This window comes from Flavobacterium rhizophilum, assembly GCF_046000485.1.
Lineage (GTDB): Bacteria > Bacteroidota > Bacteroidia > Flavobacteriales > Flavobacteriaceae > Flavobacterium > Flavobacterium rhizophilum.
This window is the reverse complement of record NZ_JBELQB010000003.1, coordinates 313,787-340,168: the sequence shown is the minus strand read 5'-3', so window position 1 is coordinate 340,168 and position 26,382 is coordinate 313,787. Positions and strand designations below refer to the sequence as shown.

Sequence of the window (26,382 nt, the reverse complement as noted above, 5' to 3'; positions counted from 1 at the left end):
CTAAAAAATCACATACAATTACTAATTCGGTAAAACTCGTCGTAGCGTTCAATAAGGTTATTTTCCAGCAGTTGGGTAAAAGTATAATCAAGCGTGTCCTTTTCATGATCAAAATCACGGTAACCGGTAAGCTGGTATACCTGTCCGCTATCCTTATTTATTATTAGCGGAATGTAACAGGTATTCTCTAAGTTAGTATTGATACCCTGTTCTTCATTAGGGTCAATAGCATATACATAGCCATACATCCTGAAATCAATATAATCAACCCGGAGTACAAGCCTAACCTTTCCCTTTTCATGTTCAAAGTACTCACGATTAAGCCCCTCTATAAAAGCGGCTACCTTAGCATCTATATTATCGTTAATAACCATAGTCCCGGAGATAAAAAAAGTTAACCTATATGTCTGGTTATTAAACAATAATCAGACACATAAATTAACAATAGTAAGTTTTTTGAAGAAAGTGGTTTTTAAGGCTATAATCTGATATTTCTATGTTCCCTAATCTCAAAACGAACAATATCGTACAGCACCTCAATAAGCGATCTAAAGTTCATAGCACTCTGTTTTAGTTAGTTAGGTATAAAGATATATAAATTTAACTTTAGATTAACAGATGGATACAAAATTTAACATTAAAATATTTCAACACCCTTTGTTAATAAGCCTTACCGAGTATTGAAAATTAATTGTTTAACATAAAACACTGTCATTAAGAAGTTTTGATTTCCCTGTATTTTGCCAAAAAAAGCGCAATGATTACAAGCTCCAGTAAGGCCGAAGTAAAAAAGGCATAAAACGACATGGAGAAAAACACTATCCATATTTCCTGCGGACTTTGTAATCCCAGCATTTCAAACATGCGGGTATAACTCCTAAACGGATCGTAAAACGTGCGGGTTGTAGTTAAAAAATAAACCAGGTACAATATATTAATACCATAAAACCCCCAGGAGAAAGGCACTCTGCCCAAGCGTTTGTTAAGCCACAGCTGAAGAGCGATGTTTATACCCAATACAACAAGTGACAAACCGTCTAAAACCGGAAAACGCCCAATTTTAAACAGCAAAAACAGCATCATACCAAGGCATAACACAAAGCTTACTATAGTAAAACGTACCAGTGTCATATAGCTAATATAATGATTTTTAAGCAAATCACTTATCAAGAAAAACCTCCCTATTTACCCGTAAAAACACCTGTTCTTACCAAACCCGTAAAACTACTTAGTGCTAACAGGATTTTCCCTGTTACTTTTGCTATGTGAAAAACAAACCACGCCTAAAACAAATAGTGTCTTTCCTCGAGTCTATCGGGATAGAGGTCGCTGAAGGCCCCCTAACAGCCACCACATTCCTACCGGGACTCGAGTTGGGGCCTAATGTGATTTATGTGGACTTTGATAAACTGAAACACCCCGGAGACATATTACATGAAGCCGGACACATTGCCGTAACAGAATCGACCCAAAGGCAGTATATAGGTACAGATAAAATGCCGGAAGACTGGCCTAATATGGGCGATGAGATTGCAGCCATAGCATGGTCGGCAGCAGTGGCACAACACTTAGACATACCACTAAGCGAAGTTTTTCATCCCGATGGTTATAAAGGTGCTTCTGACTGGCACATAGAAAACTTTTCAAACGGAAATTACATAGGTTTACCCCTGCTTCAATGGATGGGAATTGCCTACAACGATACTGAAATACAAAACGGACATCCACCCTTTCCGGCCGTTAAAAGCTGGCTGCGACCGTAAAATCTGCTGAGTTAAATAACCTATGGTTACCTTACAGAAAGGGAAAGGATGTTTATTTACCACTATTTATTATATTATTAGATTGCCACGCTTCATTGCATTCCGCTCGCAATGACAAACCATACCTAATATTTGATTACCCCTTGCCGTCATTACGAGGAGGAACGACGAAGTAATCTCAATAACCAAAAGAACAATAATCAACTACGTATTTCCCACGCTTTTAAAAGCCCCGTAATTCTACCTGGTGAAATACAATATTTTATACTATTTTTGTAAATAACCATTAATCATAAAGTAATGACTTATAACTGCTTTGACATAGCCGATTTTTTCACAAAACTGGCAAAGGAAGAGGGTCAGGGAATTGACCCCATGAAGCTATTAAAGCTTACTTATATAGCTCATGGTTGGTATTTGGGTATAACAGGGAAGCCTTTATTCCATAATCAGATACAGGCCTGGAAATACGGCTCTGTAATTCCTGATTTGTACTACCCTATCAAAATTTTCGGTAAGAACAACGTAGATCCCTATATTTTTAAGCTTTATACCAAAAATAAGCTGAGTAAGGACGATAAAGACTTCCTTAAAAAAATATGGAACAACTATAAAGATTTTTCGGGGCTGCAGTTATCTGCACTAACACACGAAGAAGGCAGTCCGTGGTCACAGGTTTGGGACGGAAACCATAATGCTATCATAGAAAATAGCATTATAAAAGACTATTACGAACACAAGCTAAACGATTAATAAATGGAACAACAGGACCAGGTATCTATTGCTGACAAGCTAAAAGGAGAAGCTCTAACAAAAGACGTTCAGGATATTCCAAACCAAAGCACACTCTCTGCAGAAGCCGAAAATGAGGAGAACCTTATTAAAAACGGCAACACTAATCCGCAAAACTACAACGAGTTTATGCAGTTTAAGCGTTTCAAAATTCAGCAGAAAAATGAAAAATCAGAACGCAAGCTAAGAAAAAAGAATGCCAAACTGGCCTTTATCTTTTCATCGGCCTGGGCGGTGTTTATAGCCATAGTGATACTCCTTCACGGTTTTGGTCAGCAGTTTAAATTCTTCTCCCTTTCACAAACCGAATTCCTGTTTATAATAGGATCCCTAACCGCATCCATTTTTGCCTTTTACACCTTAGTGTTACGTTATTTGTTTTACCGCAGGGAAACATCTTCAGCTAATACAAAACCGGGAATGTCCGGCATGCCTTCAATGCCCACTAACCCTGCAAATAATACTATAGGGTAGTTTAGTAGGCAGTAATCAGTATACACTTTTCCATTACAACAAGAGTAAGCACATCACAGTGGCAAACGGCCTAAGATGCTGTGGCGTACAGAAAATTATAAACGAGGCGTAAAAAGCATCCGCTGTTTGAGGCGACAGCCGAGTTCGGATGGTTTAGCCGAGAGCCGTAATTTTTAGCCTAAGGCATCTAAGCCCGACTTTTTCGTTCTTTTGTGTCAGGGACAAAAGAACAAGTAAGATTGCCGCGCTTCATTGCATTACGCTCGCAATGACAAACTAAACCCAATACTCATTTACACCCTATCGTCATTACGAGGAGGAACGACGAAGTAATCTATCCTATTTATTGAATAAGATCCTTCCCCGTCAGGATGACAATAACACTCTGTCATTTTGAGCGTAACGAAGTGAAGTCGAAACACGAGGCTAAAAGCCGAACTGATGAAATAAATCTCTAACAACATCAAGCGGCCTAAGATGCTGTGGCGTACAGAAAATTATAAACGAGGCGTAAAAAGCATCCGCTGTTTGAGGCGATAGCCGAGTTCGGATGGTTTAGCCGAGAGCCATAATTTTTAGCCTAAGACATCAAAGCCCGACTTTTTCGTTCTTTTGTGTCACGGACAAAAGAACCGGTAAGATTGCCTCGTTCCATTACATTTCGCTCGCAATGACAACAGGAGTAAATACTTCATCGTGGCAACCAGAAACAAGCAACCCACAAACAAAATATTTCCCAAACTCAATACCATGCCCGAAGCCAAAGCTTCACCACGAAAAAAAACCATATACGGGGAGCACTTCCCTTCGCAGGCCCACAAGCTTTGCCTTTTGGGCGCTACCGATAAAGACCTCGCCACATTCTTCGGCGTATGCAAACGCACATTAACCAACTGGAAAAAACAGCACCCCGAATTTAACCTTGCCGTTCAAAATGGACAAAAAGCTGCCGATATGGAGGTAGCCGCATCACTCTATCAGGCAACGCTGGACAGGGTAATATCCATAAAACAGGCCATTAAATGCAAAGAGGTGTATTACGACCAAAACGGCAAGCGTGTAGAAAAGGAACGTGTAGAAATCGTAGAGGTGGAAAAACACATTCCGGCCGACTTCCGTAGTCAGCAGTTTTGGCTCAAAAACAGAAATCCGCAACAGTGGAGCGACAAACACGACGATGATGATGCCGAAAACGACAAAAGTATAACCCTAAACTTGGGCTCTGGCCTTAACCCTCATGAAACTACTGATTAAACAGGAACACGCCGTGTATTTCCTTAAAGACCCGGTAACCGAAGAGGTACTGTATGGCGGAGCGGCAGGCGGAGGGAAAAGTGCTCTTGGCTGCCTTTGGCTTATGGAAATGTGCCAAAACTACCCCGGTACTCGTTGGCTTATGGGGCGCAGCAAACTCAAAACACTTCGGGAAACTACCCTAAATACGTTTTTTGAACTGGCAGCACAACTACGGCTGGGAAACCAGTTTACCTATAAGTCGGCCGATCATATTATAGTATGGAAAAACGGCAGCGAGATAATACTAAAAGATCTTTTCCTATACCCATCCGATCCAAATTTTGATTCCCTCGGTTCACTCGAAATCACCGGAGCCTTTATTGACGAATGCAGCCAGATAGCTTATGCCGCATGGCAAATTGTAAAATCACGTATAAGGTATAAGCTTAACGAGTATAAACTGATCCCTAAAATGTTGGGCAGTTGCAATCCGGCAAAAAACTGGACTTACAAAGAATTTTACAAACCCGAACGGGACAACTCCCTCCCCCCTTACCGGCAGTTTGTACAATCACTCCCTACAGATAACCCCCACCTGCACCCCAGCTATTTAAAATCACTGCTTCGGTTAGACAAAAACAGTAGGGAAAGGCTCTACTTTGGCAACTGGGAGTATGACGACGACCCCGCCACCCTTATAGATCACGACAGTATAGCCGACTATTTTAACCCCATACACCTTAAACCCGAAGGCTCCAAATACCTCACTATAGATGTAGCCCGTAAAGGGAAAGACAAAACCGTTTTCAGGGTATGGCACGGCTGGGTATGTATAGCCCGCGAACACATTGAAAAATCAGGGCTTGACGTAGTAGTGGCTCAGGCAAAAAAACTACAGTCCAAGTACGGCATCTCCTCTTCTAATACCATTGCCGATGAGGATGGCGTGGGCGGCGGTGTGGTAGATTTTTTAAGATGTAAAGGTTTTGTAAACAACTCGGCACCGCTTGAAGTCCGCGAAAACAACATCTATGTAAAACCCAACTACGATAACCTTAAAAGCCAATGTTCTATTAAAATGGCAGGGATGGTTGTAAACCGACTGGCAGGCGAACTGTGTGATAACCACCACATACAACAAACGGTTACCGAGGAAATGGAACAGGTAAAACTAAAAGACATTGACCGCGATGGTAAGCAGGGTATTATCCCTAAAGAAAGGGTTAAGGAACTCATAGGCCGTTCCCCCGATGAGTGGGACAGTATAATGATGCGCTACTGGTTTGCCCTGCGAAAAGACTACAGGACTACCGTAAGGGTGGGATGATTTGTTAAACAAACACATCCCTGTAGCAAACGGCCTGAGGTGCTGTGGCGTATAGAAAATTATAAGCGAGGCGTAAATAAGCATCCGCTGTTTGAGGCGATAGCCGAGTTCGGATGGTTTAGCCGAGAGACATGATTTTTAGCCTAAGGCATCTAAGCCCGACTTTTTGGTTCTTTTGTGTCACGGACAAAAGAACAAGTATTAATTTATTGAGATTTCTCCACTCCACTTCGTTACGGTCGAAATGGAAAAAGATCCTTCCTCCGTCAGGATGACATACAAGCTAAGTTAGAAGAGCCAAAAACAAGCAACTAAAAACCGGAAACTAATAACCAATACCCATTACAATGAAAAACATAAGTATAAAACAGTACACAGCCCTGCAGGACACCCTTATGTATGATGCCGTACTGGAACACCTAAAACCTAAAAACATCTTTGCCGGCAGGAGCATGGATACTAACAAAATGCCTTATGCCAACGTAAAATACTGCATTAGGTTGCTCCCCAAAATAAACAGTTGGGAGGATATTTGCCAACTCTTCACTATTTGCTTTGATATTACCGAGACTGAGTTTTGGGCAAGCCCGATAGCCGAATATTTTCCGGCAAAAAAATACTTGGTAAGTGAATTTGAAAAAATCATAACTACCGAAAGTAAGGCACTCTCCTCCCAATCGACCGACGCTCACTTGTGGCATATGGCGGGTGCCGACAGGTTAAAACCTTACAGTGATACTCTACCCCTGCTTCAGTTAGGCAAACTCTTTGGTCAGTACCCTTTTGATTTAGGCAGGAAACCTTATGGTGAAATATTCAGCCTGCTGGTACAAACAAAAACACAAAACGAAGTGGAGCACGATTACCAAAAACTAAATAGTAAGTAGTGATTAATGATTACCTCCAATTATATTATTAATCCCTCCTGGCATTGTTGGGGAGGAATCTTCTTTCAACAATCCAGAATCAGAACGACTAAATAATGATTGTAAAATTAATTGTCTGTCTTCTTTATCAACACTAGACTCTTTTAATAACGAAAGGTAGAAAAAGGACAGGTGTTCTCTTTCTTCCGCATCCCTTGCCAAATGATAAGAACTAAACATAGCTTTAGTAACCGCTCTTATACCAAAAAATAAAAAAGAAATAAAAGTTATAAAGACTATCGACCATCTTATAGCTTTAGTTTTTTCACCATCAAAAATTGATTTTAGCATATCTTCTGGTGTATGCCACAACAATAAATATAGAGATATAGACCCAATGAGTACTAACGAAATTAATAAAAACATAAACTTACGTCCTTCTTTTTTTAAAATTGTTGCTCTTTGTTTCCAATATTGGGCTGGTGCCTGAAGTTTTAAAAGATCGTGATAGGTGTTTTCAAGTTCAGTTTTCTTTTCATTTGATATACTATAAAAAGATTCAAACTTTTCTTTTGTTTCAGAAAACCAATCATTAAATGAAGTTTCTTTACTATCTTTTAAATCATCAATTAGTTCAGTGTGCTTATTATAGTTATCATAAGTATTTTCATAATATTTATTTAAATTAATTTCGGAGTCATTAATCTTATCAAGAAATTCATTTCTAAGTTGAGTAAGACTACGCTTTTCACTTTTACTTCTTTTATAAATATCTGATTCATCTTTAATACTATATTCATATGCTAACAAAACACCAATAAAAGTATTCTTATTATTTGTAAAAGAAACACTTTGTATATTGTTAGTAAGAAAATGATATGCTCCATGAAATGCCTCCCTTCTCTTATTAAATATCTCTATTAAAAAAATTGTCTGTGAAATATGATAGGGAAAAGGTTTATCTCTTATGTAATTTATGGTATTATTAATACTCGATAAACGATTAATAATTCCAGACTCATTAATTTTATCGTCTTGTTCTATTAAACTATTTATACTATCTCTTATTGAAATAAAATAAGCTTTTGAATTTTGAAATACAGGAGGCAACGTTTGTTCATAACTTTCCCATCCTTTTATTTGAGTAGTGATATATTTATAAACATTATCTAAACCTGTAAATGTCTCATTGTAATCAACATATTCAAAATTAAAATTGCAATTAAATTCTTTGTAACTATTAGAATACTTAGACTCTGTTACAATCTTAATTAATTCTTTATCAGTCATTTTAAATATAGGTTAGGTGTTTCATCAAAGATAAAAATCAATTTAAAACTTTAGTAAAAAATTAATCAATTATATATAAAGATTGCCATGTCGTTCCTCCTCGCAATGACAAGCACGAGTAAACATACCACAGTAGCAAACGGCCTAAAGTGCTGTGGCGTATAGAAAATTATAAGCGAGGCGTTAATAAGCATCCGCTGTTTGGGGTGATAGCCGAGTTCGGATGGTTTAGCCGAGAGCCATAATTTTTAGCCTAAGGCACCGCAGCCTTGAACTTTTGGTTCTTTTGTTTCAAGACAAAAGAACCGGTAAATCAACATTCACTAAAAGAGATCCTTCCTCTGTCAGGATGACAAACTCAAGCAAACACACTACAAAGCAACCCACAACCCGCAACAAGAAACAAGAAACCCTAAACCCTAAACCCTAAAACAACATGGACATTGTACGTTTTCTTCAGCAAATAGCCGAAGACCAAAACCTTATTTACCATTACGGAAAAAAAGCCGCCCTTAACCTCCTGGAAGGTGAAGGCGAATCCAACACCACTTATTTCCTTCATGAAATTACCACACGTAAAAGCGAATACAACGACACGGGTACAAAAATTATAGCCGATAATTACTCTGGTAAATTCTTCCTTGTAAAACAGTCGGACTTAGACCAGCAGTATTTCGCAGAACGCGACCCTAACCAAACCGGAAAGTTTGCCAAAAACATAGAGCCTTTACTTTCGGTATTCCAAACACTGGGCAACAAAATTGCCTGCAGGGGCATTGCCGTACACCAGTGGGAAAACATAGATGTTACTGATGCACTCGATGCTAACATGGACGGACTACTATGCTCCTACTCCGTTAGAATCCCTGTAGGCTATGAGCAGTAGTACAGCCATTTTAAAGTCAGAGTTCAAACTCCTTAAAGAAGAACTCATTGCAAAATATGATGAACTGGGCATGCGCGCTACCGGAAACTGGGCTAACACCCTTAAAGTGGAAGCCGAAAACTACAGCGCACAAATTACAGGTGCCGCATACAGCGAAGCACTGGAAAACGGTTACAAACCCGGCAAACAGCCTCCCAGTGAGGCCATAGAGCAATGGATTATTGCAAAAGGAATTTCGGCTCAAATTGAAGGCAATATATCCATTAGCAGCCTTGCCTATCTAATTGCCCGAAAAATAGGCCGCGAAGGTTGGGACAGAACAAATTATGGCGGCACCGAACTGATAAGCAGCGTGATTACCCCACAACGCATACAGCTTATTATAGACAAAGTAAGCGAAAACGAACTCATACTTGTTACAAGTGATATTACTAATCTTCTAAACTCTTTTTATGATAGTATTTAAAACCCCTATTGACACCAGCCGCCTCAGGATGGCGTATAATAACGACGTACTTAGCTTTTACGACAACTTTCTGATAAAGCCAAAGTATTGTGACATAACACTGGGAGAAACACCCATAAGGCTTTTCCCTGCTCCCGACGGGACTTTTTTCCTAAACCTCAAGCCTTATGTTACATCGCTTATAAACACCCGTAATTTTGAAGACACGCTGAGTCCGTCAATTGGTGGTATAAACCCGTCTTCTTACGTAAAAGCCTTTAGTAATGGCACTTATCTGGAAAAAGAAATTCATTTTACCATTTACTTTCAAAACGATACCCAAACACAGGCAACCTATAACCTAACATGGCTGGCAGGGGTTAATCAGCATACTGATTATTACCGCCGCACGGTTACTGATTATTTTCCGCTTACCCCGTCAAAGCCCGATAGTACACAGCATTTTTACCTTAAATACTGGGAAGGCTATCCGTTTGATATTACCATGCATATGCCAAACACACAGTATTTTACCCTTCAAAACAACACCACTACCCTTTCTACCCAAATGCTTACACGCGGCAGGGTATCCAGGCTGATACTTAGCGACGGACGCACCGATGAAACACTGGAAAATGTACTTCCGCTTATTGAAGGTCATAACGAATTGAGGTTTAAGGCAAGTAGCACCAATAGCAATAACGATACTTTTATCACGCTCGAAAAAATTCCGTATAAAAAAGGAGCCTACCTAAAATGGCTAAACTCCTATGGCGGTTACAGTTACTGGCTTTTTGAAAATACCTATAGCATTGACCGAAGCACAAAATACATGGGCGAAATTGATAACGACTACAGCAATATAGACAACTCCTTTGGCCGAAGCATACAAATAGGTAAAGAGAGTATTGACTCTTATAAAATTACTGCCGAACTGCTTAGCGAAAACGAACGCCGCATTGTAGAAGGGATTCTGGAAAGTCCGAAAGTGTATCTGTTTACAGGGAAGCCCCTAAGCCAAAATAACAAAAACAACTGGGTAGAGGTTACGCTAAAAACAGGCAATGCCCGCGTTAAAAACCCAAAACAGCCGTTAACCAATTTTACGTTTGATATTGAGCTTCCGCAGCGTTATACAATAAGTTTGTAAAGTCGTAAAGAGAATAGTAATTATAAATGATGAATTTTAAATTTTGAATTAGCCCCTTTCTACGTCAGGATGACAAACACACGCTGTCATTTTGAGCGCAACGAAGTGGAGTCGAAACACGAGGCTAAAAAGCCGAACTGATGAAATAAATCTATAAACTTATATTATAGAGCCTAAAGCATCTAAGTCCGACTTTTTGGTTCTTTTAAATTTGTCATTAGGAGAAGAATTTCTTCATATGTTTGGTACGTAAAGAGTAAACATTTTAATGAATAATTCATAATTAAAAAGTATCTTGCCATAATTAAACCTTACCAAAACAATGAAAAAGCACATCTTACTTTCCCTATTTCTATTTACCATTCAATTAATACAGGCACAGGATTATACCATAGTAAAAACAGATGGTACCGTAGAAAACCCTTTGAGTAATGAGTGCCAGGTTACATTCCTTAAATTAAAGGCAGAATATAGAAAAATGCTGGAAAGCGAAAGCTCTAAAGAATATATTAAACTAACTGAAGAGTTTAACAGAAAAGCTAATAAAGATGAAGATATTGATTATCCGGGAGTCGAAGATCCTTATGATAACTGTATAATCTGGATAGATAAAAATCTTGAAAAAACGGAGTTTAAAAATGTAGAAGAAGCTCAGGAACTGGTTGAGAAGATAAAAAAAATCAACGAACAAAATGTAATGGAAAATTTCGAACTCTTCAAGTCTATAAGACAGGCTGTAAAAGACTGTGGAAACGAATTTTCCAAACGTTTTTATAACGAGCTGATTATTGAGTACGGCCCTGATTTTATTCTTTTATAAGCCTTGGAGCTTTATCCATAATCACGGGAGGAGGTGGCTGTGGTAGTTTATATTGAAGTATACCACTCTTAAAATCATGGTATTCCATAGGCTTTAAATCACAGTCCTTAAGGGCAATAATATCATACACTACCTGTTTTTGGTTATCGGTTTCGAGGTTTGGGATATAAAACGTAGTTTTTACACTGTCTGCCTCAGTATTAATATCCAGTTGGTAGTAACTCGCATCTGCTATATGTCCGTAATCAACTTTGGTATCAAAAACAGCTTCACTACGGTCTAACATTTCGTTTACTTTCTTTTTCCCTATAATACAGTAGTAGTATTTGTAGAGAAAAGTATCTTTTAAAAATTCGCCAGGATTAATCTCTTCACAATAAAAAAGAGTGTCCCCTTTTAGTTCAATCCCAAATCGGGGTTCGTTGGGATTTATACCGCTACCCACTGTGAGTACTAAACTTTCAGGCTGCGGCTGTTGCTTTACAGTACAGGATATAACCAAAAACGAAAGTAAAATATATCTCTTCATAAGGGTAAGGTCAAAAAGCTGTAAACCAAATATAATTAAAAATATACATCATCGTTACCGGAGATTTCTCCACTCCACTTCGTTACGGTCGAAATGGAAAAAGACCCTTCCTTCGTCAGGACGACAATCACACGCTGTCATTTTGAGCGTAACGAAGTGAAGTCGAAAAACCTAAGCCGACTTTTTGGTTCTTTTGTGTCACGGACAAAAGAAGGAAGGAGATGAGATTGCCGCGTCGTTCCTCCTCGCAATGACAACTCTAAAGCTGGCGCGAGCGTCCCGTGTCATAAAAAAATAAAGTAGATACTTCCTCAGTAAGTATAACAGTCTCCTGTCTATTCTCTATTATCTCCCATCTTAAAAAATATTTGACCATAACAAAACAACTTGTCTCTCTTACTTTACATTAACCGGCAGTTAATGGACTTAGACGCAGGCGAGGTTATTGCCCAAACCAAACAGGTAAACGACCTTAACAGCCTTGAAGACCGTCAGTCCAGCTTTACCAACAAGTTCAAACTGCCCAAAACCGCAAATAATGTAAGGGCACTGGACCACATGACCCTTACCGGAAATGCCTCAAACGTACCTTATCAAAAAAACCAGTGTACACTGTATAACGATATGGGCGAATGCTTTATAAATAACGGATATGCAGTAATAACCGACACTGGCGATTACTATGAAGCTGTAGTTTACGACGGTATAATAGATTTATTTAAGGCAATAGAAAATGCCTCACTGGCCGATCTCGACCTTACCGAAACAGAGCACTCCAAAACCCCCGAAGCTGTTGCAAACACATGGAGTCAGGATTTGCCCTACCGCTATATTCTCGCCGATTATAACGGACAAAATCCTATTAATGTTTCTAACCCTATTAAAATATATGTTGATTACCTCATACCCTGTCTTAATGTAGCTTGGCTTTGGGATAAAATATTTGAAAAGTACGGGTTTGAATATTCGGGATCCATATTTAATTCAGATGAGTTTAAAAACCTTTGGTTAACCTATCCTAAAGGGATGGAAAACAACGGTGAGGTGCTTTTTAAAAGTACACCCGAAAGTTGGCATTGGTTAAAACAGGGATGGCCTGAATGGAAAATATACTCTGCCGCTTTTTACGATCCCGAAATTAATGAGCTTGAAGAGACCTGGAGTGAAAACGACGATCCCGAACGTATTCGCTACCTTAAAGCTCCGCAATCAGGTATGTACAGGTTAAACATAAAAGGTAACCTCACTAATGTTAACACTCCGGTAGATTTGGTTATCTGTAAAAATGCCGACTTTCACGGTGAATTTCTTGCCTATGATAACATCGTAATCCCAGAGTTTTATATAGCTGCCCAAAATATACAGCCCAATACTAATTTCAGTACATCAAGAACATTCAGGCTTGAGGAAGGTGAAACCGTTTGTTTAGTATTTAGAAATACAAACAAAAAGTTTAGGTTTTGGGATACTCCTAAATTAGATGTCACTTTTACTAAGCTAAATGTGGCACAAACTAATTTTACCGATGCGCTTTCGGGCTTCACGCTAAAAGATTTCCTAAAGGAAATAATATACCGTTTCGGGCTGGTACTCTACAAAGACAAAAACGAAAACAAGTACGAATTCCTAACCCTTACAGAGCAGTTAACCTCTCCGCCAAGTACCAACTGGAGTGACAAATTTGCCCGAAAAATTAACGAAAGTTATATATACGGCAACTATGCAAAGCAAAACTGGTTTAGGTACAAATACAATGGTGAAGGTTCGGCTCACAACGACCACTACATAGGGGTTAGTAATGAGAATTTAAGTGAGACTAAAGACAGTATCAAATCAAAAATTTACAGTCCGGAACCTTACGAAAGTCCCATTGGCGGACTTACCAATATTTACAAATTTTGGGAAAAAGAAGCCGTAGAAGATCCCGAACCGGGCGAAGCAACCGTAACTTACAAATCGCTGGACAACAGGTTTTACCTCATGCGTTGTGAACCGGTTAATCTAACAACACAGGTATTAAGTACGGTTTTGCCACAGTCTGCCCAGTCTCCTAAATTTTACAGGGAAAACTTTAGTAAACTATCTTTTTTTGATATTATAAACACCTACTACACTCCGCTTAAAAGCATATTGGAAAAAGCCCTTATCGTTAATGCCGAAATGTACCTCAAGGATACCGATGTGGCTAATTTCGATTTTAAAAAACTGTATTACATAGAGGCTCTTTCGGGATATTTTCTGGTCAATAAAATAAACAATTACATACCGGGCAAGCTTACAAAATGCGAACTGGTAAGGGTAAATTATTCGCCACCACAAACCGGTTTTGTATTAGGGCCTATAGTGCGCACCCCGTCATTAACCATAAACAATGTGGTAAGGCTTACCCCTACTACTTATCAGGTAGGCTATATAACCAACTTCCCTACCAGATTTGATGTACTGCACCAGTATTCGCCCGATGGTACTAACTGGAAAACAGGCCGGGTTACCCTTTTATCGGGACAGCCTAGTATTTTAACTACCAGTGTAAACGCTACCCATTTCAGGCTACTGTACAACAGTACCAAAACCTACTCCAATACTTTTATACTTGACTAACATAAAACGATGGCAAAAGACAAAAAAATACTGGCCTCACTGGATATTGATACCAAGAGCCTTGTAAAAAGTGCTGCACAAATGGCCGAAGAGATAGAAAGGCTAAAAAACCAGCAGGATAAGCTTATCAAAAAAGGGAAAGAATCTTCGGTTCAGTTTGTAAAAAACTCGGTCGAACTCACTAAGCTTAGGCAAGCCTATAGGGAACAAACCAAAACACTGGCTGCATACACTAATGAGGAAGGTAAAATTCTTTCACAAAAAAGAGCCATAAAGCAGGCTGTTAATGAAACCAATAAAAGTGAAAACGATTATCTGGAAAACAATAAGAACCTCATTTCCATAAAAAAACAACTTAACAGTGCCGATGAGAACTATCAAAAAAATCTGGATAAAATAAACCGTAAGCTACAGGATAACAAAATGTGGCTGGAAGAAAACGGTAGCGAAAATGCCAAACTTATTGTAACCTTTAACGACTTTAAAAATCAGGTTAGCGAAAGCTATAATTCTATAAATATTTTTAACGGAGGCATCGGCGGACTAATATCGCGCTCACAGGAAATGGGAGGTGCCGGTGCATTGCTAAAAAGTGCCTTTTCGGGTATGACCTCAGGTATTGTAGGGATGACAAAAGCCGCATGGCAGTTTGTAAAAAACCCTTTTGGATTAATACTTGCTGCTGTAGCAATTGCTGCATCGGCAGTTGTAGATATATTTAAAACCTTCCAGCCAATTGTAGAAACGGTCGAAAAAGTTACTGCGGCGGCAGGTGCAGCTTTTGAGTCCATTAAAAACTCAATACTCGATTTTATTAATGTATTATCGGGAGCAAAATCAATAGGCAGTTGGTTTTCAGATATGGGAGAAAACATGGCCGAAGCTGCCGCAGAAGCCTACAAACTTAAAGGGGCACAACAGGAACTTGCCAAGCAAATGGAACTGCAGGAAATAAAAAATGCCGAGGCACAAAAAAGCATTGAGGCATACACCCGTGCCTCTGAAGATCAAACCAAAACCGAAGAGGAAAGATTAGCAGCTCTTAAAAAGGCTAACGAACTTGAACAGCAAAACCTTAATGAGCGTAAAGACCATGCAGAAGAAGCTTACAGAATTGCTGCCGAAGCCCTCGCTAACGGTGCCAACCTTAATGATAAAGAAAAAAAACTGCTAAAGGAACAGGGCTATGAGTATGCACAAAAACTGCAAAAAACAAAAAGTCTTAGTGATGAGGAGATAAAAGCGCTTAAAGATGCCCAACTAAAACGTATTGAAATACAGCAGGAAGATGCCGACCTTACCGTAAAACACCACGACAATATTAATGCCCTTACAGATAAGTTTACAGACGAACAGGAAGAAAAACTAAACAAACGAAAAGACCAGTGGAATGAATATGTAGACCACATGCTCCAAAAACAAAAAGAGCTTTTAGACCTGTATGTAGCCCAAAACAATGGTGTGGCAAAAACATTAAATGAGCAACTTGACTATCAGAAAGAGTACATGACAAAATCCATAGCCCTGCTGAAAGAAGAGCTGAAACAGAAAAAAATAAGCAGGCTACAGTATGATGCTGAAATGGAAAATATAACGCGTGAATATAATGCAAAAATATTTCAGGCTACCGTAAATTTTGCCAATGCCGAACTGGAACTGTGGAAACAGCAAAACCAAAGCAAACTAAATAACAGTAAAGAGTTTACAGATGAAATGTACTTTGAGGAGGAAGAAAGATTAAAAAAATTAAGGGATTTACAGTTAAAAACGTTAGGAGAAGACACTAAAAAAAATGCAGCAGCAATAGCCGAAAAAATAGCTACTAACCAGGAGCTAACCTATGCAGAGACCGAACTATATACCCAGTATTTAAAGATAGAAGAGGATTATAATAATGCTAAACAAGCTGTCGCAAAGGCTGCTGAGGATTCTGAAAAACAGACTGAAGAGAATCGTAAAGCACAGGCAGTGCAAAAAATACGTGAGGAAGCCGATGCAGAGCAACTAAAGTTTGAGTTAGAAATGGCAACTGCCGAAACCCAATATCAGGAAAAAGTTATAGCTGAAAAGGCGCACTTTGCTGCCGAAAAAGCTGAACTTGACGAACGAAAAGCACAGGGGTTAATTGATGATAAACAGTATAACACACTTCTTGAGGCGCAAAAGGAAGAGTCTGCCAAAAATCAAAAAGATATTGAACAAGAAAATACCAACTTTAAACTGGGCCTTGCCTCAAGCACCTTTGGTAACCTTAGTACTATATTAGGTAAAGAGAGTAAGGCCGGCAAGGCTATGGCTATTGCACAGGCTACTATTGATACCTATCAGTCGGCAGTTGCGGCATACAGCTCAATGGCAAAAATTCCTATTGTTGGTCCCGCTTTAGGTGCGGCTGCGGCAGGTGCTGCTGTGGCGGCAGGTTTGGCAAACGTAAAAAAAATTAAGTCGACCAAAACCCCAAAGGCTGAAAAAGGAGCGCTGTTTAGTATTGGCGGGCAAAGGCACAGTGCCGGGGGTACTATGTTTACCGGCGAAGACGGCACCCGCTTTGAAGCCGAAAAGGGCGAACTTATAGGCGTAATGAACCGCAATGCTGCTCGTCACTTTATGGCATTTAACAATGCATTCCCAGCGGGCGGCGGCAGTACAACGGGCAATTATTTTGAGAGTGGCGGTATAGTATCGCGTGATATAGCCCCCTCACAAATAAACATGCAGGAACTGGCTAACCTAACTGCCGAAGCCGTTAAAAGCATACCACCTCCTGTTGTAGCTGTAGAAGATATTATTACACAGGGTAACAGCTATGTACAGGTAAGAGAAGGAGCTAACTTTTAAGTAAAAAACAATAAAGCCTTTAGCAAATGCTAAAGGCTTTATTTATAAGTCTATGTTGTAAAACACTTAGTTTTGTGCCATTCTTTCTTCAATAGTATCTAAGCCACACTTAATAATCCCTCTAACTCTCTCCCCTTCTTGAGGTGTAAAATCACTACCCCATTGAGATTTTTCTTTCCCAAAAATAACTGTAGTTATACGGTGTTCACTAAACAGCTTTTTATCACTTTCTTTCGCTAACTCTAAATGAGTATGCTTTTTTCCATCCTTTTCACTATATACCAATGGTTTTTGCGGAAGTTCTATTTTTTCACCGTTATCAAAAATAATTGTAAGTCCAAAATCGGCCGGGCTATCCATTTCAAATGATAAACCAACAGCTAGTTCCTGTTGAGTAATGAATCCTGTGTCTAGTCGAACCGTTATGTTATAAAAACCAGCCCATTTGTTAATGCCCTTTTTACCATCGTCAACACCTCTATCAAAATAATCACAATAAAAATCGTTTGGAACATCCAGCCCGCCTTCTACCTCAAAATAATAGTGTTCAGGATAATTTTCCAGTAGGTCGTGATAAATAATTTCTCCGTCTTCTGCTTCAAGTGTTAGTTTATTATTATACTTAGGGTGTGTTGATACTACTTTAAAAACCCTGTTTTCCAGAGATTTTGGGTCAGATGTTTCAAATCCTATTTCATGATAGGAATGGCGATGATATTTATCTTTATAAAAATTATGATAGCCTTTTTGTGTTTTTATTTCCTCATCAGTAAGCGGTCTTATTGTAACGGTTTTACCCACTAAAAGCTCCGGGCGTTTAAAAGGAAAAATTTCTGGCTTTTTTTCTTCCTGTGCTATTGCAAGCACACTAAATAGTAAAACTAATGCTAATGTAAACTGTTTCATTATTGATGTGGTTTGTTGTATGATTTTTTTCAAATATAGAGAAAATTTTCTAAGTTTGTAAAAACTTTTTACTACCTTTTTTTCAATATTTGACTACATTTTTAACTCATGTTAAATGAGATACTTAGCGGTTGGAAAAACTTTATCCAAAAAAGCAAAGTAACCGAAAACACTGCCCGCAAGCGTGCTGCCATGTGTGCCTTATGCCCGCATGCCACAAAGGGAAAACTACTTGTTTTTATAAAAGACAACCTTAAGGAAATACAGGGAACTTACTGTAATATATGTAAGTGTCCGCTCTCTGCAAAAGTGCGCTCTAATGATATTTGTCCTGAAAATAAATGGTAAATGACCCGCTATGAAACACTTATAAGCCTACAGGAAAATTTTATGCAACTTGTAGCAAAAAACATTATCCCGGTGCATGTACTGGACTGGAAAGTATACTATGAAGCCTACCTGAAGGAAACCGAATACCATAAAAAATACTTTAAAAAAGTACGTAAAACCCATATGATACAACAGGTTGCCGAAAACTATAACATTACCGAACGTACCATGTTTAACGTAGTTGCTTTTATGGAGGGATAAAAAAAGAGGCTTTATGTAAGCCTCTTTTTTTAGTTTTTTACTTCGGTTAAGCCAAATTCCCTTTGATTAATATAGTCTTCAATGGCGATAGTTATATTACCATTTTCATCTTTTTCTCGATATACCTGAACTGTAAATTTAGAGGAATCATAAACTTGGCTTTCAGTTTCTACACTCTCATAAGTAATCCTGTAATTAAACCATGAATTTTCGCTTTGCTCCTTGTCATAAGTCCAGGGATTTGTTATAAGCCTGCCGCTAAAACTGTTTTTTATGTCCGCTCCATCTTTCTCGGTAAAGGTATAATCAATATAACCACCTGTTCTTTTTGCTTCGAGTGTGCAATCGCAAACAGCTACAGCTTTAAAAGCATAGGTTTTACCTTCTTCAAGTATTTTAGGAAAAGTAAGTTTTTCTCCATCATCTTTATAAAAACCATTTTCTCTTATTTTACCTTCAATAAACTCCCATAATGATTTATTGATATCGAACTCAACTACTTTAGAAATATTAACCTGACTTTTCCATCCTCCAAAATGTCCGTAACGCTTTCCATAAGTGCGAATACCTTTCACTTTCATATATATTCCCCTGTTAAACGAACTTTTAATGCCTAATCCCATTTTGCCTTCAACAACCACATTTTGTTTAACATCTTCATCAAAAAAAGCCCAGCCTTCTCCCTTATACTCTCTGTCTTTAATCCATACAAATGTATATCCTTCAAACGGACCTGAATAATAGCCTTCTTCTTCAAAGTATTCCAGTCGTTGTTCGTCTTCCTTTAGTTCTGTTTTATATACCTGATATTTTTTTAAATAATCTTCTAATAAATGATTATTATAAACCTCAATAATCTCGTCGACCTCTATAGTATATTTAGTAAAGTAACTTTCAAAAAAAGAGCGTTGCTCTATTAATTTCCCTTTTAGCCTAACAAAAGATGTATTTACAAAACCATCTGGAAGCTTATTATTTTTAAGGTCTACTATTATTGGTACCTGTACCAGACTATCCTTTAATGGAAAAAAAAGATTTTCCCTGCCATTTATTTTATAAAACCCTTCTACCTCAACAACACCTTGTTTCTCTTTATTTACCCTGTCCTGCTGATAATTATAAAAAGTATAATTGGTATCTATTACTTTCAATTCAGATATATTAAACTGACTATCATATTCCCCTGACAAACCATAACTACGACCGGTAATTTTAAATCCGCTGCCTTTTACATACACCCCGTTTGCAGTAAACTTATCAGGGTACACTTCGCTATGTTTACGGGAAGCTCTCCCTTCAAAACAAATACCTAAAGTATCTATAACTTCTCCATCTTTCAGTTCTACAAAATAAAGTTCCCCATAGCGTTCATTGTAAAAGCCTTCACCCTCAAAATATTCAATTCTTTCTTCACCTTCATTCAGGGCTTCCTTTTTTTCATCGGCATGTTTTTTTAAAAACTTTTCCATGAGCATTGTGGTGTCAATTAGCATAACCTCATCAACCACTATTCGGTTTTTTATATAATAGCAATCATAATTATATTTTGCTCTCAATATTTTTCCTTTAATCCTAACCCAAGCTGTATTAACAAACCCATTGGGTATTTTATATCTTTCAATTTCCAGATTAATAGGTCCATTAACGGTATTATTCACTACCGGAAACAATGCATGGCCTCCTCCGCCAAGAGATATTTTATAAAAGCCTTCAATTACAATTTCTCTCTCTTCCTCCTGCCCGTAAAAACAAACAGAAACCAGTAGCAGTAATAACGTAAGGTACTTTTTCATGGGGCTTAGTTTTTAATTAAAAGTTCGGTGTTTTCTATCCATACTGCCAGATACGGACTCTCACTATCCCTGCGTTTTAGCAGTACCATAAATGGTTTGTTTACAAACATTTTTTTAGGTACAATTTTCTCCTCAGTCATTTCTTCAGTAATAGCCTCAACTAAAGCTTCACTCTCTACAACAGCGCCTTCTTCATCCAACTGAAAGGAAATACGCTGATAAGCCTCTTTAACTCTATATTCCTCGGGTTGTCCTTTAAGGGTGAACCTGTTATTGGTAAGATCAGGGCAGTTAGATTTTAGGTTAAAATATATTTTAGGTATAACCAAACGGTCTTCTTCACTAAACGTATATCTCCAGGCCTCACTAAGAGTTGGTTTAAACATTTCTCTTGTTTTAATGGTTTCAATTACCTGTTCTATACCCTGCTGTAATGATTGTGGTTTTTGGTTAGGCATCCATAACAAAATCTCATGGCTTTTATCTTTAGGATTGAGCCTTACCATAAAGTCGTTATCGCTATTGTAGTCAAGTACATTTACACGATTCTCATCATGACCTCCCCACGCATAAAAGGCCTCTACATTTTCATTATTAAACAAAAACGGTTCTCTATACACCTCCATACGTTCACTAAACGGAAGTTGCTTTGTAAAACGGGCAGCAGCCTTTATCTCAAAAGTATTAACAATTATCTGTACGGCGGTTTGATATTCGTTTTCGGTAAGGCAGCCTTTGTAATCTTTATAACTGTTTAGTTTTTCCAGTTCGGGGTAATTACTAGCTACAACAATAGGTTTATCAAATGTTTTTGTTATTTGCTCCCATGCCATTAATAGAGTTGGACAGTAAATGGCATTTTTATTCTTACTTAAAGAGCCTGACGGAGTAATAAAAAAAGTAGTGTTTTTAAAGAAGCTGAGATTAACCGCTTCACCAAAGCTTTTTTCACGACTGTGACCTTCAATAAAATCAGCAATTGGATCACCATTAAGGTTTAAATCGACAACCTCAATAGAGTGTAACGGATTTTGGGTTTCCTTTTTGCACGATAAAAGTAATAAAGTCAAAAACAGAAAAACAAAGCGGGTAAGGTTCATGTTTTGTGTTGTTTTGGTTGCTACCAAATATAACGCAAAATGTTAAAATTTTATTACCGCTTATAAAAAGGCTTTGAGTATAAGGCTATATTCTTATGTGATTTTTATAATAGTATATTACTTTTTCTTTTTCTTCTTCTTTTTTTCAATAATTATATCCTCTGCGTTTTCCTCCTCTTCATTATAAACTAATTCAGTAATACCTGCATCATGCATAATACGAGTATCATACCCACGCGCAATAAGTTTTTGATGTTGCTTTATATAATCATTTCTTTTCGGTGTGAAGTTTTCCATTTTATCAGAACTGAAAAATTGCCCAAAAACGGCAAATATGCCCGATATAATTATAAAGCCAAACCATATAGCTAAAATCAACACGCTAATTTCTAAAGCATACGAAAAAATGTATTTTATATCTCCCATAATTAAATTTCTTTTTTCTCAATTACAGGTTCATACCCCTTACTTTTTGCCCATGCTAAATACTCCTCATAATTATCTTTCTTTAGCTTTTTCATTCTTTTATTGTAATTAGGCAAAAGGCGTTCAATAAAATTATAGAGTACGTTTTGCAGAGGAATCCCAATATACCTTATAAAGCAGGCAGCAATAACAATAATGGCTACCCATCTCATTACTATCATAACGATATAATTACTAAAAATAGAACTATCCAATACAGCCTCATTCTCTATTGAGGTAAAAAAAAATAAAATCATTAGGTGTGTTTGTTGATTATCCAAATATAACAATTAACTTTTATCACTGTCATCAAAAATGCCAAGTATAACATCAAGCAACCATTGGGTTTTACCCGGGTCCTGTATCGCCTTATAGGTTTGTTGTTGTAGGGAAATATAATCTACCGTTCCGTTTTCTATAGTAACCAAAAACGGAAAACTCCCATTAAGGCTGTTAATCTCATATAACATAGCAGAAATGTTTGCTCGCTTATAATTAAGTGATATTGGCTTTCGTTTCTCTACCCATACAACCTCAACCTCCTTAGGCAGTATTGGCAATACATGGGTTTCAATAAAAGCTTTGGTTACAAGCCTGTCGTTATAGCAAAAAAACTTTTTGCCTTCGTTTTGGGCAATAAACTTTTTGTATGACTTCTGTCTTGTATAATAACGTAGTAATATAAAAACCAAAAGGATTGATACAGAAATCAATAAAACATCCGTAAAAAAAGGCATAAACTAAGGTGTGTATAAGTAAAAAACTATTCCTTATCAATAAATTTTATACCAATATTATTAGGATAGAATAAAGGCATAAGTATAAATCCTAAAAATATAACTACTAAAATTATATTAAACCAGTTTACATAACTGTATGGTTGGATAAAATTTGGTAAGGTATCTGAACAAAGAATCAAAGTAAAAAAGGCCCACCAATAGAACCTAAAGCGGTTAATGATTTTCATTATTAGATAAGTTGTGGTTTGTAAGTCTCCAAATATAAAAACATTTTACTGAAAAAACCGCTTCAGTAAAACACTAAAAACCCGCCGTATCTTTGTACTGTGAAAATGAGATAACAAATACTTCTTATTATTTAAAGATTCCCCCGCTAACTGAATCAGCTTCCATGTTAAATCTCACAATTTTTCAATCTTTGATAATCTCTCATGTTGACCGCAGGGAGACATCTCTTAATTTAAAATCCAAAATTCAGAATTTATAATAATTGAAGATTCCCACGTCGTCACTCTTCGCAATGATGCAACCCTGAAACAATAACACACAACAGTGAAACATCCAAGTGAAGATTCGGCATTAGGTTCTGTGCCGTAAAGAAAATTACAAATAAGGCGTAAAAGCATCTGCTGTTTGAGGCGATAGCCGAGTTCAGATGGTTTAGCCGAAAAGAAGTAATTTTTAGCCTAAGGAACCACAGCCTTGAACTTTTGGTTCTTTTGTTTCAAGACAAAAGAATATCCTCTCTTTACTATTATCTCACTTCTCAATACTTAATACTTAATTCTCAACATTATGAAATGACAGGAAACATTTACATCTCCGGCCAGATAGGCTCATTTGACGGAACCCCCGGAATAGAGCTTATAGACGTTGTAAGCCAGGTGAAAAAACAACCCAAAGCCACTGCTTTTAACGTACACATCAATTCGGAGGGCGGACTCGTAGATGTGGGTTTCGACATCTACCACTACCTCAAATCGCTGGGCAAACCCATAACCACCATAGGCAGCGGTATAGTAGCCAGTATAGCCACCGTGATATTCATGGCAGGCAGTAAAAGGCTCATTCGTGAAAACACCCCTTTCATGATTCACCTGCCCTGGGGCGGCTCCATGGGAACGGCAGACGAACTCTCAAAATTTGCCACACAGTTAAAAAGCATCGAGAAAAAACTCGTTGGTTTTTACAAAAACACCCTAAACATACAAGAGCAGGCCATACTCCCACTCCTTAAAAACGAAACATGGCTTACCGCTACACAGTTAACTGATTTAGGCTTTACCACCTCGCAGCAGGTAGCAATAGCTGCAAAAGCATATTTAAAACCCAATACTATGACCAAATTTACCGAAAAAGACAGGCACTGGATGGAAAGCCTGTTTACAAAAGTGCTGGCTAAATTTAAGCACAGCAACATGTTTAACAAAGTGGTACAGGATGCCACCGGAACCGAAATTGATTTTACCGATCTGGAAGACGACGCCGTAATCGAAATCGGACAAATGGCAACTGTAGACGGCCTTCCGGCAGATGGCGAGTTTACAATGCCCGACGGTTTTACCTACATTTTTACAGAAGGTGAACTAACCGAAATTATTGAACCCGAAGAAGATGCCCCAGCTGAAGAAGCCGCTGCACTAAGGGCAGAAAACAAAAGGCTTAAAAAACAGCTTAACGTTATTAAAGGTGAGGTAATGGCGCTTAAAAGGCAGGTTACCAGTAACTATAGCCTTGACGGAAAAAGGGCAGCTTACAAAAGACCTGCCGAAAACGACAAATTAGCCGGAATGAAAGAATACTTGAGATCTAAAAAAGCACGATAATGGCATTAGTAAATGCAGACAACCTTACACTAAACCCTCGTGAGGCCGAAACGGTAAGCGGGGTGATTTTCAGCAGAGTCTATAACGATTCAGATCTGCAGGAATTCCACGATATTGAAACCGGAATCGACGTAAGTACACAAATTGCCTTTGCCGGACGATTAGGACTACTGGGTAAAAAAGCCGTAGGATGTACGCCAAACGAGGCAGGTGGCTTTGAATTAACCGAGAAATACTGGACTCCGGTACTGGAAGATTTCCGCCTTTCTCACTGTCAGGCAGATATGCCGGCCCTTTTAAAGCTGTTCAAAAAGTCAAAACGTATTAACCCTGATTTCTTTGATGCTGTAGGTACCGAAGAGTTTGGCGTAATCATATCGGCAGTAGAGAGTGCCATGCTAGAAAACATGCACCGCAAAATATGGTTTAACGACACCACTGCCGAAACTGTAGATAATAACGGTGTGTTTACTAACGGAACCGACCTTGATTACTTTAACTCGTTTGACGGACTGTTTAAACAAATTTTTGCCGAAGTACCTACCACAGCGGCAAACTATGTAAGCATCGATAAAAACGCAGGTGTTGACTATGCTTCTCAGGCTCTTGCCGAAGATGCAGCTTTAGACATCTTTGAAAAAATGGTAACCGCCGCTGATGAGCGCCTTGTATCTGCAGATGATGCTTACATCCTAGCATCACGCTCCCTTGCCGATAACTACCGTGCAACACTAAGGAAAAAGAACTTAGGTTCAGGCTTTCTTGAAGTGGTGGAAGAAGGTCGCCCGCGCCTGTTCTTCGACGGCATCGAGGTAAAAGTACGTTACGACTGGGACAGGTACATTAAAACCTACCAGGACAACGGAACCATCCACAACCTTCCGCACAGGGCTGTATTCACCACAAAATCAAATATACCTGTTGGTACACTAAGTGACGAAGACCTTTCTAAACTGGATGTGTTTTACGACAAAACCCTTAAAACAAACATTATGGATGCTGCCTATACTATAGATGCCAAGCACCTTGAAAGCTACATGACGGTAGCGGCTTACTAAGCTCCGTTATTATTAATTTCAGGTTTCAGGTTATACTAAAATTAAAAATACATTCACTTCCCAAACCTTACTAGGAAGCTCATTCTAATTTGAAACGTTAAACCTGAAACAACTAATTTTAAAAAGCCTTTGCCCTCACCACGCCCGCCCGGCATATTCCTTACTACACCGTGTGACTGCGCATTGCCTTTTATTTCTCTTTAGAGAAAATCTCTTCTCTATCATCTTACATCTGTAATAATTCAATCTTTAAATCTTAAAACAAAAAACATATGCCAATAGATTGCACAGGAAACCTAACAGCCGATATTGTATTTGATTGCGCTAATGCACCCGTAGCAGGTATCGAACAAAACGTGGTACTTATCAATAAAGAAGATATTGATTATGCCAACACAACAACAAGTACAGACAACAGGGTAATAATTACCAACCTTCAGTTAAAAGAAGGCAAAACAGGTTATCTGTTAAGCGGGGTAAAACAATCCAACGGAAAAGCGTGGGAACTTGTTAAAAAAGAAAACGCACCCGACAAGTTTAAACACACTTTTAGCGGCGTAATTTTTAATGCCAGTGCTGCAAACAAACAACAGGCAGACCAGCTAGCTATGGGAGCCAAATATGTAGTGGTTGTAGAGCAGGTATGGAAAGGCACCGATAGTAGTGATGCCTTCGAGGTGCTTGGATTAACATCGGGTCTTGAACTGTCTACCATGACAAACAATTCTAAAGAGAACGATAACATGATTATGTTTGAATTAGCCTCTGTAGATGGCTACGAAGAAGTAACCATGCCACAAACACTTCTTGATGTTGATTATACTGCTACTAAAACAGCATTTAATAACAAGTTCGCTCAGGCAGCAGGATAATGAATTTTACCCAA

Annotated in this window: 27 protein-coding genes; 17 read left to right on the top strand and 10 right to left on the bottom strand. The window is 38.3% G+C overall.

What is annotated here, in order from left to right; genetic code table 11:
• Nucleotides 1-8: 8 nt before the first annotated feature.
• Both ABS768_RS05635 and ABS768_RS05630 read right to left on the bottom strand, forming a co-directional pair.
• Nucleotides 9-374 carry a hypothetical protein gene (locus tag ABS768_RS05635; RefSeq protein WP_408073998.1) on the bottom strand — a complete coding sequence of 122 codons (366 nt, stop codon included), beginning with the start codon at nt 372-374 and terminating at the stop codon, nt 9-11.
• Between the two features lie 340 nt (nt 375-714).
• Nucleotides 715-1,131: a hypothetical protein gene (locus tag ABS768_RS05630; protein ID WP_408073997.1), complete on the bottom strand. Its 417-nt coding sequence runs from the start codon at nt 1,129-1,131 to the stop codon at nt 715-717.
• Nucleotides 1,132-1,295: 164 nt separating this feature from the next.
• Here ABS768_RS05630 and ABS768_RS05625 point away from each other — a divergent pair, with 164 nt between their 5' ends.
• From ABS768_RS05625 to ABS768_RS05600, 6 genes are all read left to right on the top strand, one after another.
• Nucleotides 1,296-1,763: a hypothetical protein gene (locus ABS768_RS05625; protein WP_408073996.1), complete on the top strand. Its 468-nt coding sequence runs from the start codon at nt 1,296-1,298 to the stop codon at nt 1,761-1,763.
• Nucleotides 1,764-2,063: 300 nt separating this feature from the next.
• Complete coding sequence (locus ABS768_RS05620; protein WP_408073995.1) at nt 2,064-2,516, top strand: Panacea domain-containing protein; 453 nt, start codon at nt 2,064-2,066, stop codon at nt 2,514-2,516.
• Nucleotides 2,517-2,519: 3 nt separating this feature from the next.
• On the top strand, nt 2,520-3,029 hold the full coding sequence (locus tag ABS768_RS05615; RefSeq protein ID WP_408073994.1) for a hypothetical protein: 510 nt from the start codon (nt 2,520-2,522) through the stop codon (nt 3,027-3,029).
• A gap of 696 nt (nt 3,030-3,725) precedes the next feature.
• Nucleotides 3,726-4,283, top strand: a complete 558-nt coding sequence (locus ABS768_RS05610; protein WP_408073993.1) for a hypothetical protein — start codon at nt 3,726-3,728, stop codon at nt 4,281-4,283.
• Entirely contained in the window at nt 4,267-5,592 is a 1,326-nt protein-coding gene (locus ABS768_RS05605) for a phage terminase large subunit (RefSeq protein WP_408073992.1), read from the top strand. The genes ABS768_RS05610 and ABS768_RS05605 overlap by 17 nt, the downstream gene beginning before the upstream one ends.
• A gap of 347 nt (nt 5,593-5,939) precedes the next feature.
• Nucleotides 5,940-6,479, top strand: a complete 540-nt coding sequence (locus ABS768_RS05600; RefSeq protein ID WP_408073991.1) for a hypothetical protein — start codon at nt 5,940-5,942, stop codon at nt 6,477-6,479.
• A gap of 3 nt (nt 6,480-6,482) precedes the next feature.
• Here the strand turns inward: ABS768_RS05600 and ABS768_RS05595 are convergent, their stop codons facing one another.
• On the bottom strand, nt 6,483-7,748 hold the full coding sequence (locus tag ABS768_RS05595) for a DUF6161 domain-containing protein (protein ID WP_408073990.1): 1,266 nt from the start codon (nt 7,746-7,748) through the stop codon (nt 6,483-6,485).
• A 436-nt stretch (nt 7,749-8,184) separates the two neighbouring features.
• Between ABS768_RS05595 and ABS768_RS05590 the strand changes: the two genes are divergently transcribed.
• The 4 genes from ABS768_RS05590 to ABS768_RS05575 all read left to right on the top strand — a co-directional run bounded on the left by ABS768_RS05590 (nt 8,185) and on the right by ABS768_RS05575 (nt 11,049).
• Nucleotides 8,185-8,634, top strand: coding sequence for a hypothetical protein (locus ABS768_RS05590; RefSeq protein WP_408073989.1), 450 nt, complete (start codon nt 8,185-8,187; stop codon nt 8,632-8,634).
• Nucleotides 8,624-9,100 carry a hypothetical protein gene (locus ABS768_RS05585; protein ID WP_408073988.1) on the top strand — a complete coding sequence of 159 codons (477 nt, stop codon included), beginning with the start codon at nt 8,624-8,626 and terminating at the stop codon, nt 9,098-9,100. The genes ABS768_RS05590 and ABS768_RS05585 overlap by 11 nt, the downstream gene beginning before the upstream one ends.
• A complete protein-coding gene (locus ABS768_RS05580; RefSeq protein ID WP_408073987.1) occupies nt 9,087-10,229 on the top strand; it encodes a hypothetical protein in 1,143 nt (380 codons plus the stop codon). The genes ABS768_RS05585 and ABS768_RS05580 overlap by 14 nt, the downstream gene beginning before the upstream one ends.
• 322 nt (nt 10,230-10,551) lie before the next feature.
• Nucleotides 10,552-11,049, top strand: a complete 498-nt coding sequence (locus tag ABS768_RS05575) for a hypothetical protein (protein ID WP_408073986.1) — start codon at nt 10,552-10,554, stop codon at nt 11,047-11,049.
• On the opposite strand, the gene ABS768_RS05570 is transcribed toward ABS768_RS05575, so the two are convergent.
• On the bottom strand, nt 11,036-11,578 hold the full coding sequence (locus ABS768_RS05570; protein WP_408073985.1) for a hypothetical protein: 543 nt from the start codon (nt 11,576-11,578) through the stop codon (nt 11,036-11,038). The genes ABS768_RS05575 and ABS768_RS05570 overlap by 14 nt on opposite strands.
• A gap of 420 nt (nt 11,579-11,998) precedes the next feature.
• Here ABS768_RS05570 and ABS768_RS05565 point away from each other — a divergent pair, with 420 nt between their 5' ends.
• Nucleotides 11,999-14,179 carry a hypothetical protein gene (locus tag ABS768_RS05565; RefSeq protein ID WP_408073984.1) on the top strand — a complete coding sequence of 727 codons (2,181 nt, stop codon included), beginning with the start codon at nt 11,999-12,001 and terminating at the stop codon, nt 14,177-14,179.
• A gap of 9 nt (nt 14,180-14,188) precedes the next feature.
• A complete protein-coding gene (locus tag ABS768_RS05560) occupies nt 14,189-17,017 on the top strand; it encodes a hypothetical protein (protein ID WP_408073983.1) in 2,829 nt (942 codons plus the stop codon).
• Nucleotides 17,018-17,083: 66 nt separating this feature from the next.
• Here ABS768_RS05560 and ABS768_RS05555 read toward each other — a convergent pair whose 3' ends face one another.
• Nucleotides 17,084-17,923 (bottom strand): hypothetical protein, encoded by an 840-nt coding sequence (locus ABS768_RS05555; protein ID WP_408073982.1) that lies wholly within the window; start codon nt 17,921-17,923, stop codon nt 17,084-17,086.
• Nucleotides 17,924-18,031: 108 nt separating this feature from the next.
• On the opposite strand from ABS768_RS05555, the gene ABS768_RS05550 reads away from it, so the two are divergent.
• On the top strand, nt 18,032-18,271 hold the full coding sequence (locus ABS768_RS05550; RefSeq protein ID WP_408073981.1) for a hypothetical protein: 240 nt from the start codon (nt 18,032-18,034) through the stop codon (nt 18,269-18,271).
• Nucleotides 18,272-18,514: a hypothetical protein gene (locus ABS768_RS05545; protein WP_157481027.1), complete on the top strand. Its 243-nt coding sequence runs from the start codon at nt 18,272-18,274 to the stop codon at nt 18,512-18,514.
• A 29-nt stretch (nt 18,515-18,543) separates the two neighbouring features.
• On the opposite strand, the gene ABS768_RS05540 is transcribed toward ABS768_RS05545, so the two are convergent.
• The 5 genes from ABS768_RS05540 to ABS768_RS05520 all read right to left on the bottom strand — a co-directional run bounded on the left by ABS768_RS05540 (nt 18,544) and on the right by ABS768_RS05520 (nt 22,609).
• Nucleotides 18,544-20,307 carry a hypothetical protein gene (locus ABS768_RS05540; protein WP_408073980.1) on the bottom strand — a complete coding sequence of 588 codons (1,764 nt, stop codon included), beginning with the start codon at nt 20,305-20,307 and terminating at the stop codon, nt 18,544-18,546.
• Between the two features lie 5 nt (nt 20,308-20,312).
• A complete protein-coding gene (locus ABS768_RS05535; RefSeq protein ID WP_408073979.1) occupies nt 20,313-21,407 on the bottom strand; it encodes a hypothetical protein in 1,095 nt (364 codons plus the stop codon).
• A gap of 117 nt (nt 21,408-21,524) precedes the next feature.
• On the bottom strand, nt 21,525-21,833 hold the full coding sequence (locus tag ABS768_RS05530) for a hypothetical protein (RefSeq protein WP_408073978.1): 309 nt from the start codon (nt 21,831-21,833) through the stop codon (nt 21,525-21,527).
• Between the two features lie 2 nt (nt 21,834-21,835).
• Nucleotides 21,836-22,129, bottom strand: coding sequence for a hypothetical protein (locus ABS768_RS05525; protein WP_408073977.1), 294 nt, complete (start codon nt 22,127-22,129; stop codon nt 21,836-21,838).
• A gap of 33 nt (nt 22,130-22,162) precedes the next feature.
• Entirely contained in the window at nt 22,163-22,609 is a 447-nt protein-coding gene (locus tag ABS768_RS05520) for a hypothetical protein (protein WP_408073976.1), read from the bottom strand.
• Nucleotides 22,610-23,412: 803 nt separating this feature from the next.
• Here ABS768_RS05520 and ABS768_RS05515 point away from each other — a divergent pair.
• From ABS768_RS05515 to ABS768_RS05505, 3 genes are all read left to right on the top strand, one after another.
• The gene (locus ABS768_RS05515; protein ID WP_408073975.1) at nt 23,413-24,438 is read left to right on the top strand and encodes a head maturation protease, ClpP-related; all 1,026 of its coding nucleotides are present in this window, start codon (nt 23,413-23,415) and stop codon (nt 24,436-24,438) included.
• A complete protein-coding gene (locus ABS768_RS05510) occupies nt 24,438-25,496 on the top strand; it encodes a hypothetical protein (RefSeq protein ID WP_408073974.1) in 1,059 nt (352 codons plus the stop codon). The genes ABS768_RS05515 and ABS768_RS05510 overlap by 1 nt, the downstream gene beginning before the upstream one ends.
• A 272-nt stretch (nt 25,497-25,768) precedes the next feature.
• Entirely contained in the window at nt 25,769-26,368 is a 600-nt protein-coding gene (locus ABS768_RS05505; protein WP_408073973.1) for a hypothetical protein, read from the top strand.
• Nucleotides 26,369-26,382 lie beyond the last annotated feature (14 nt).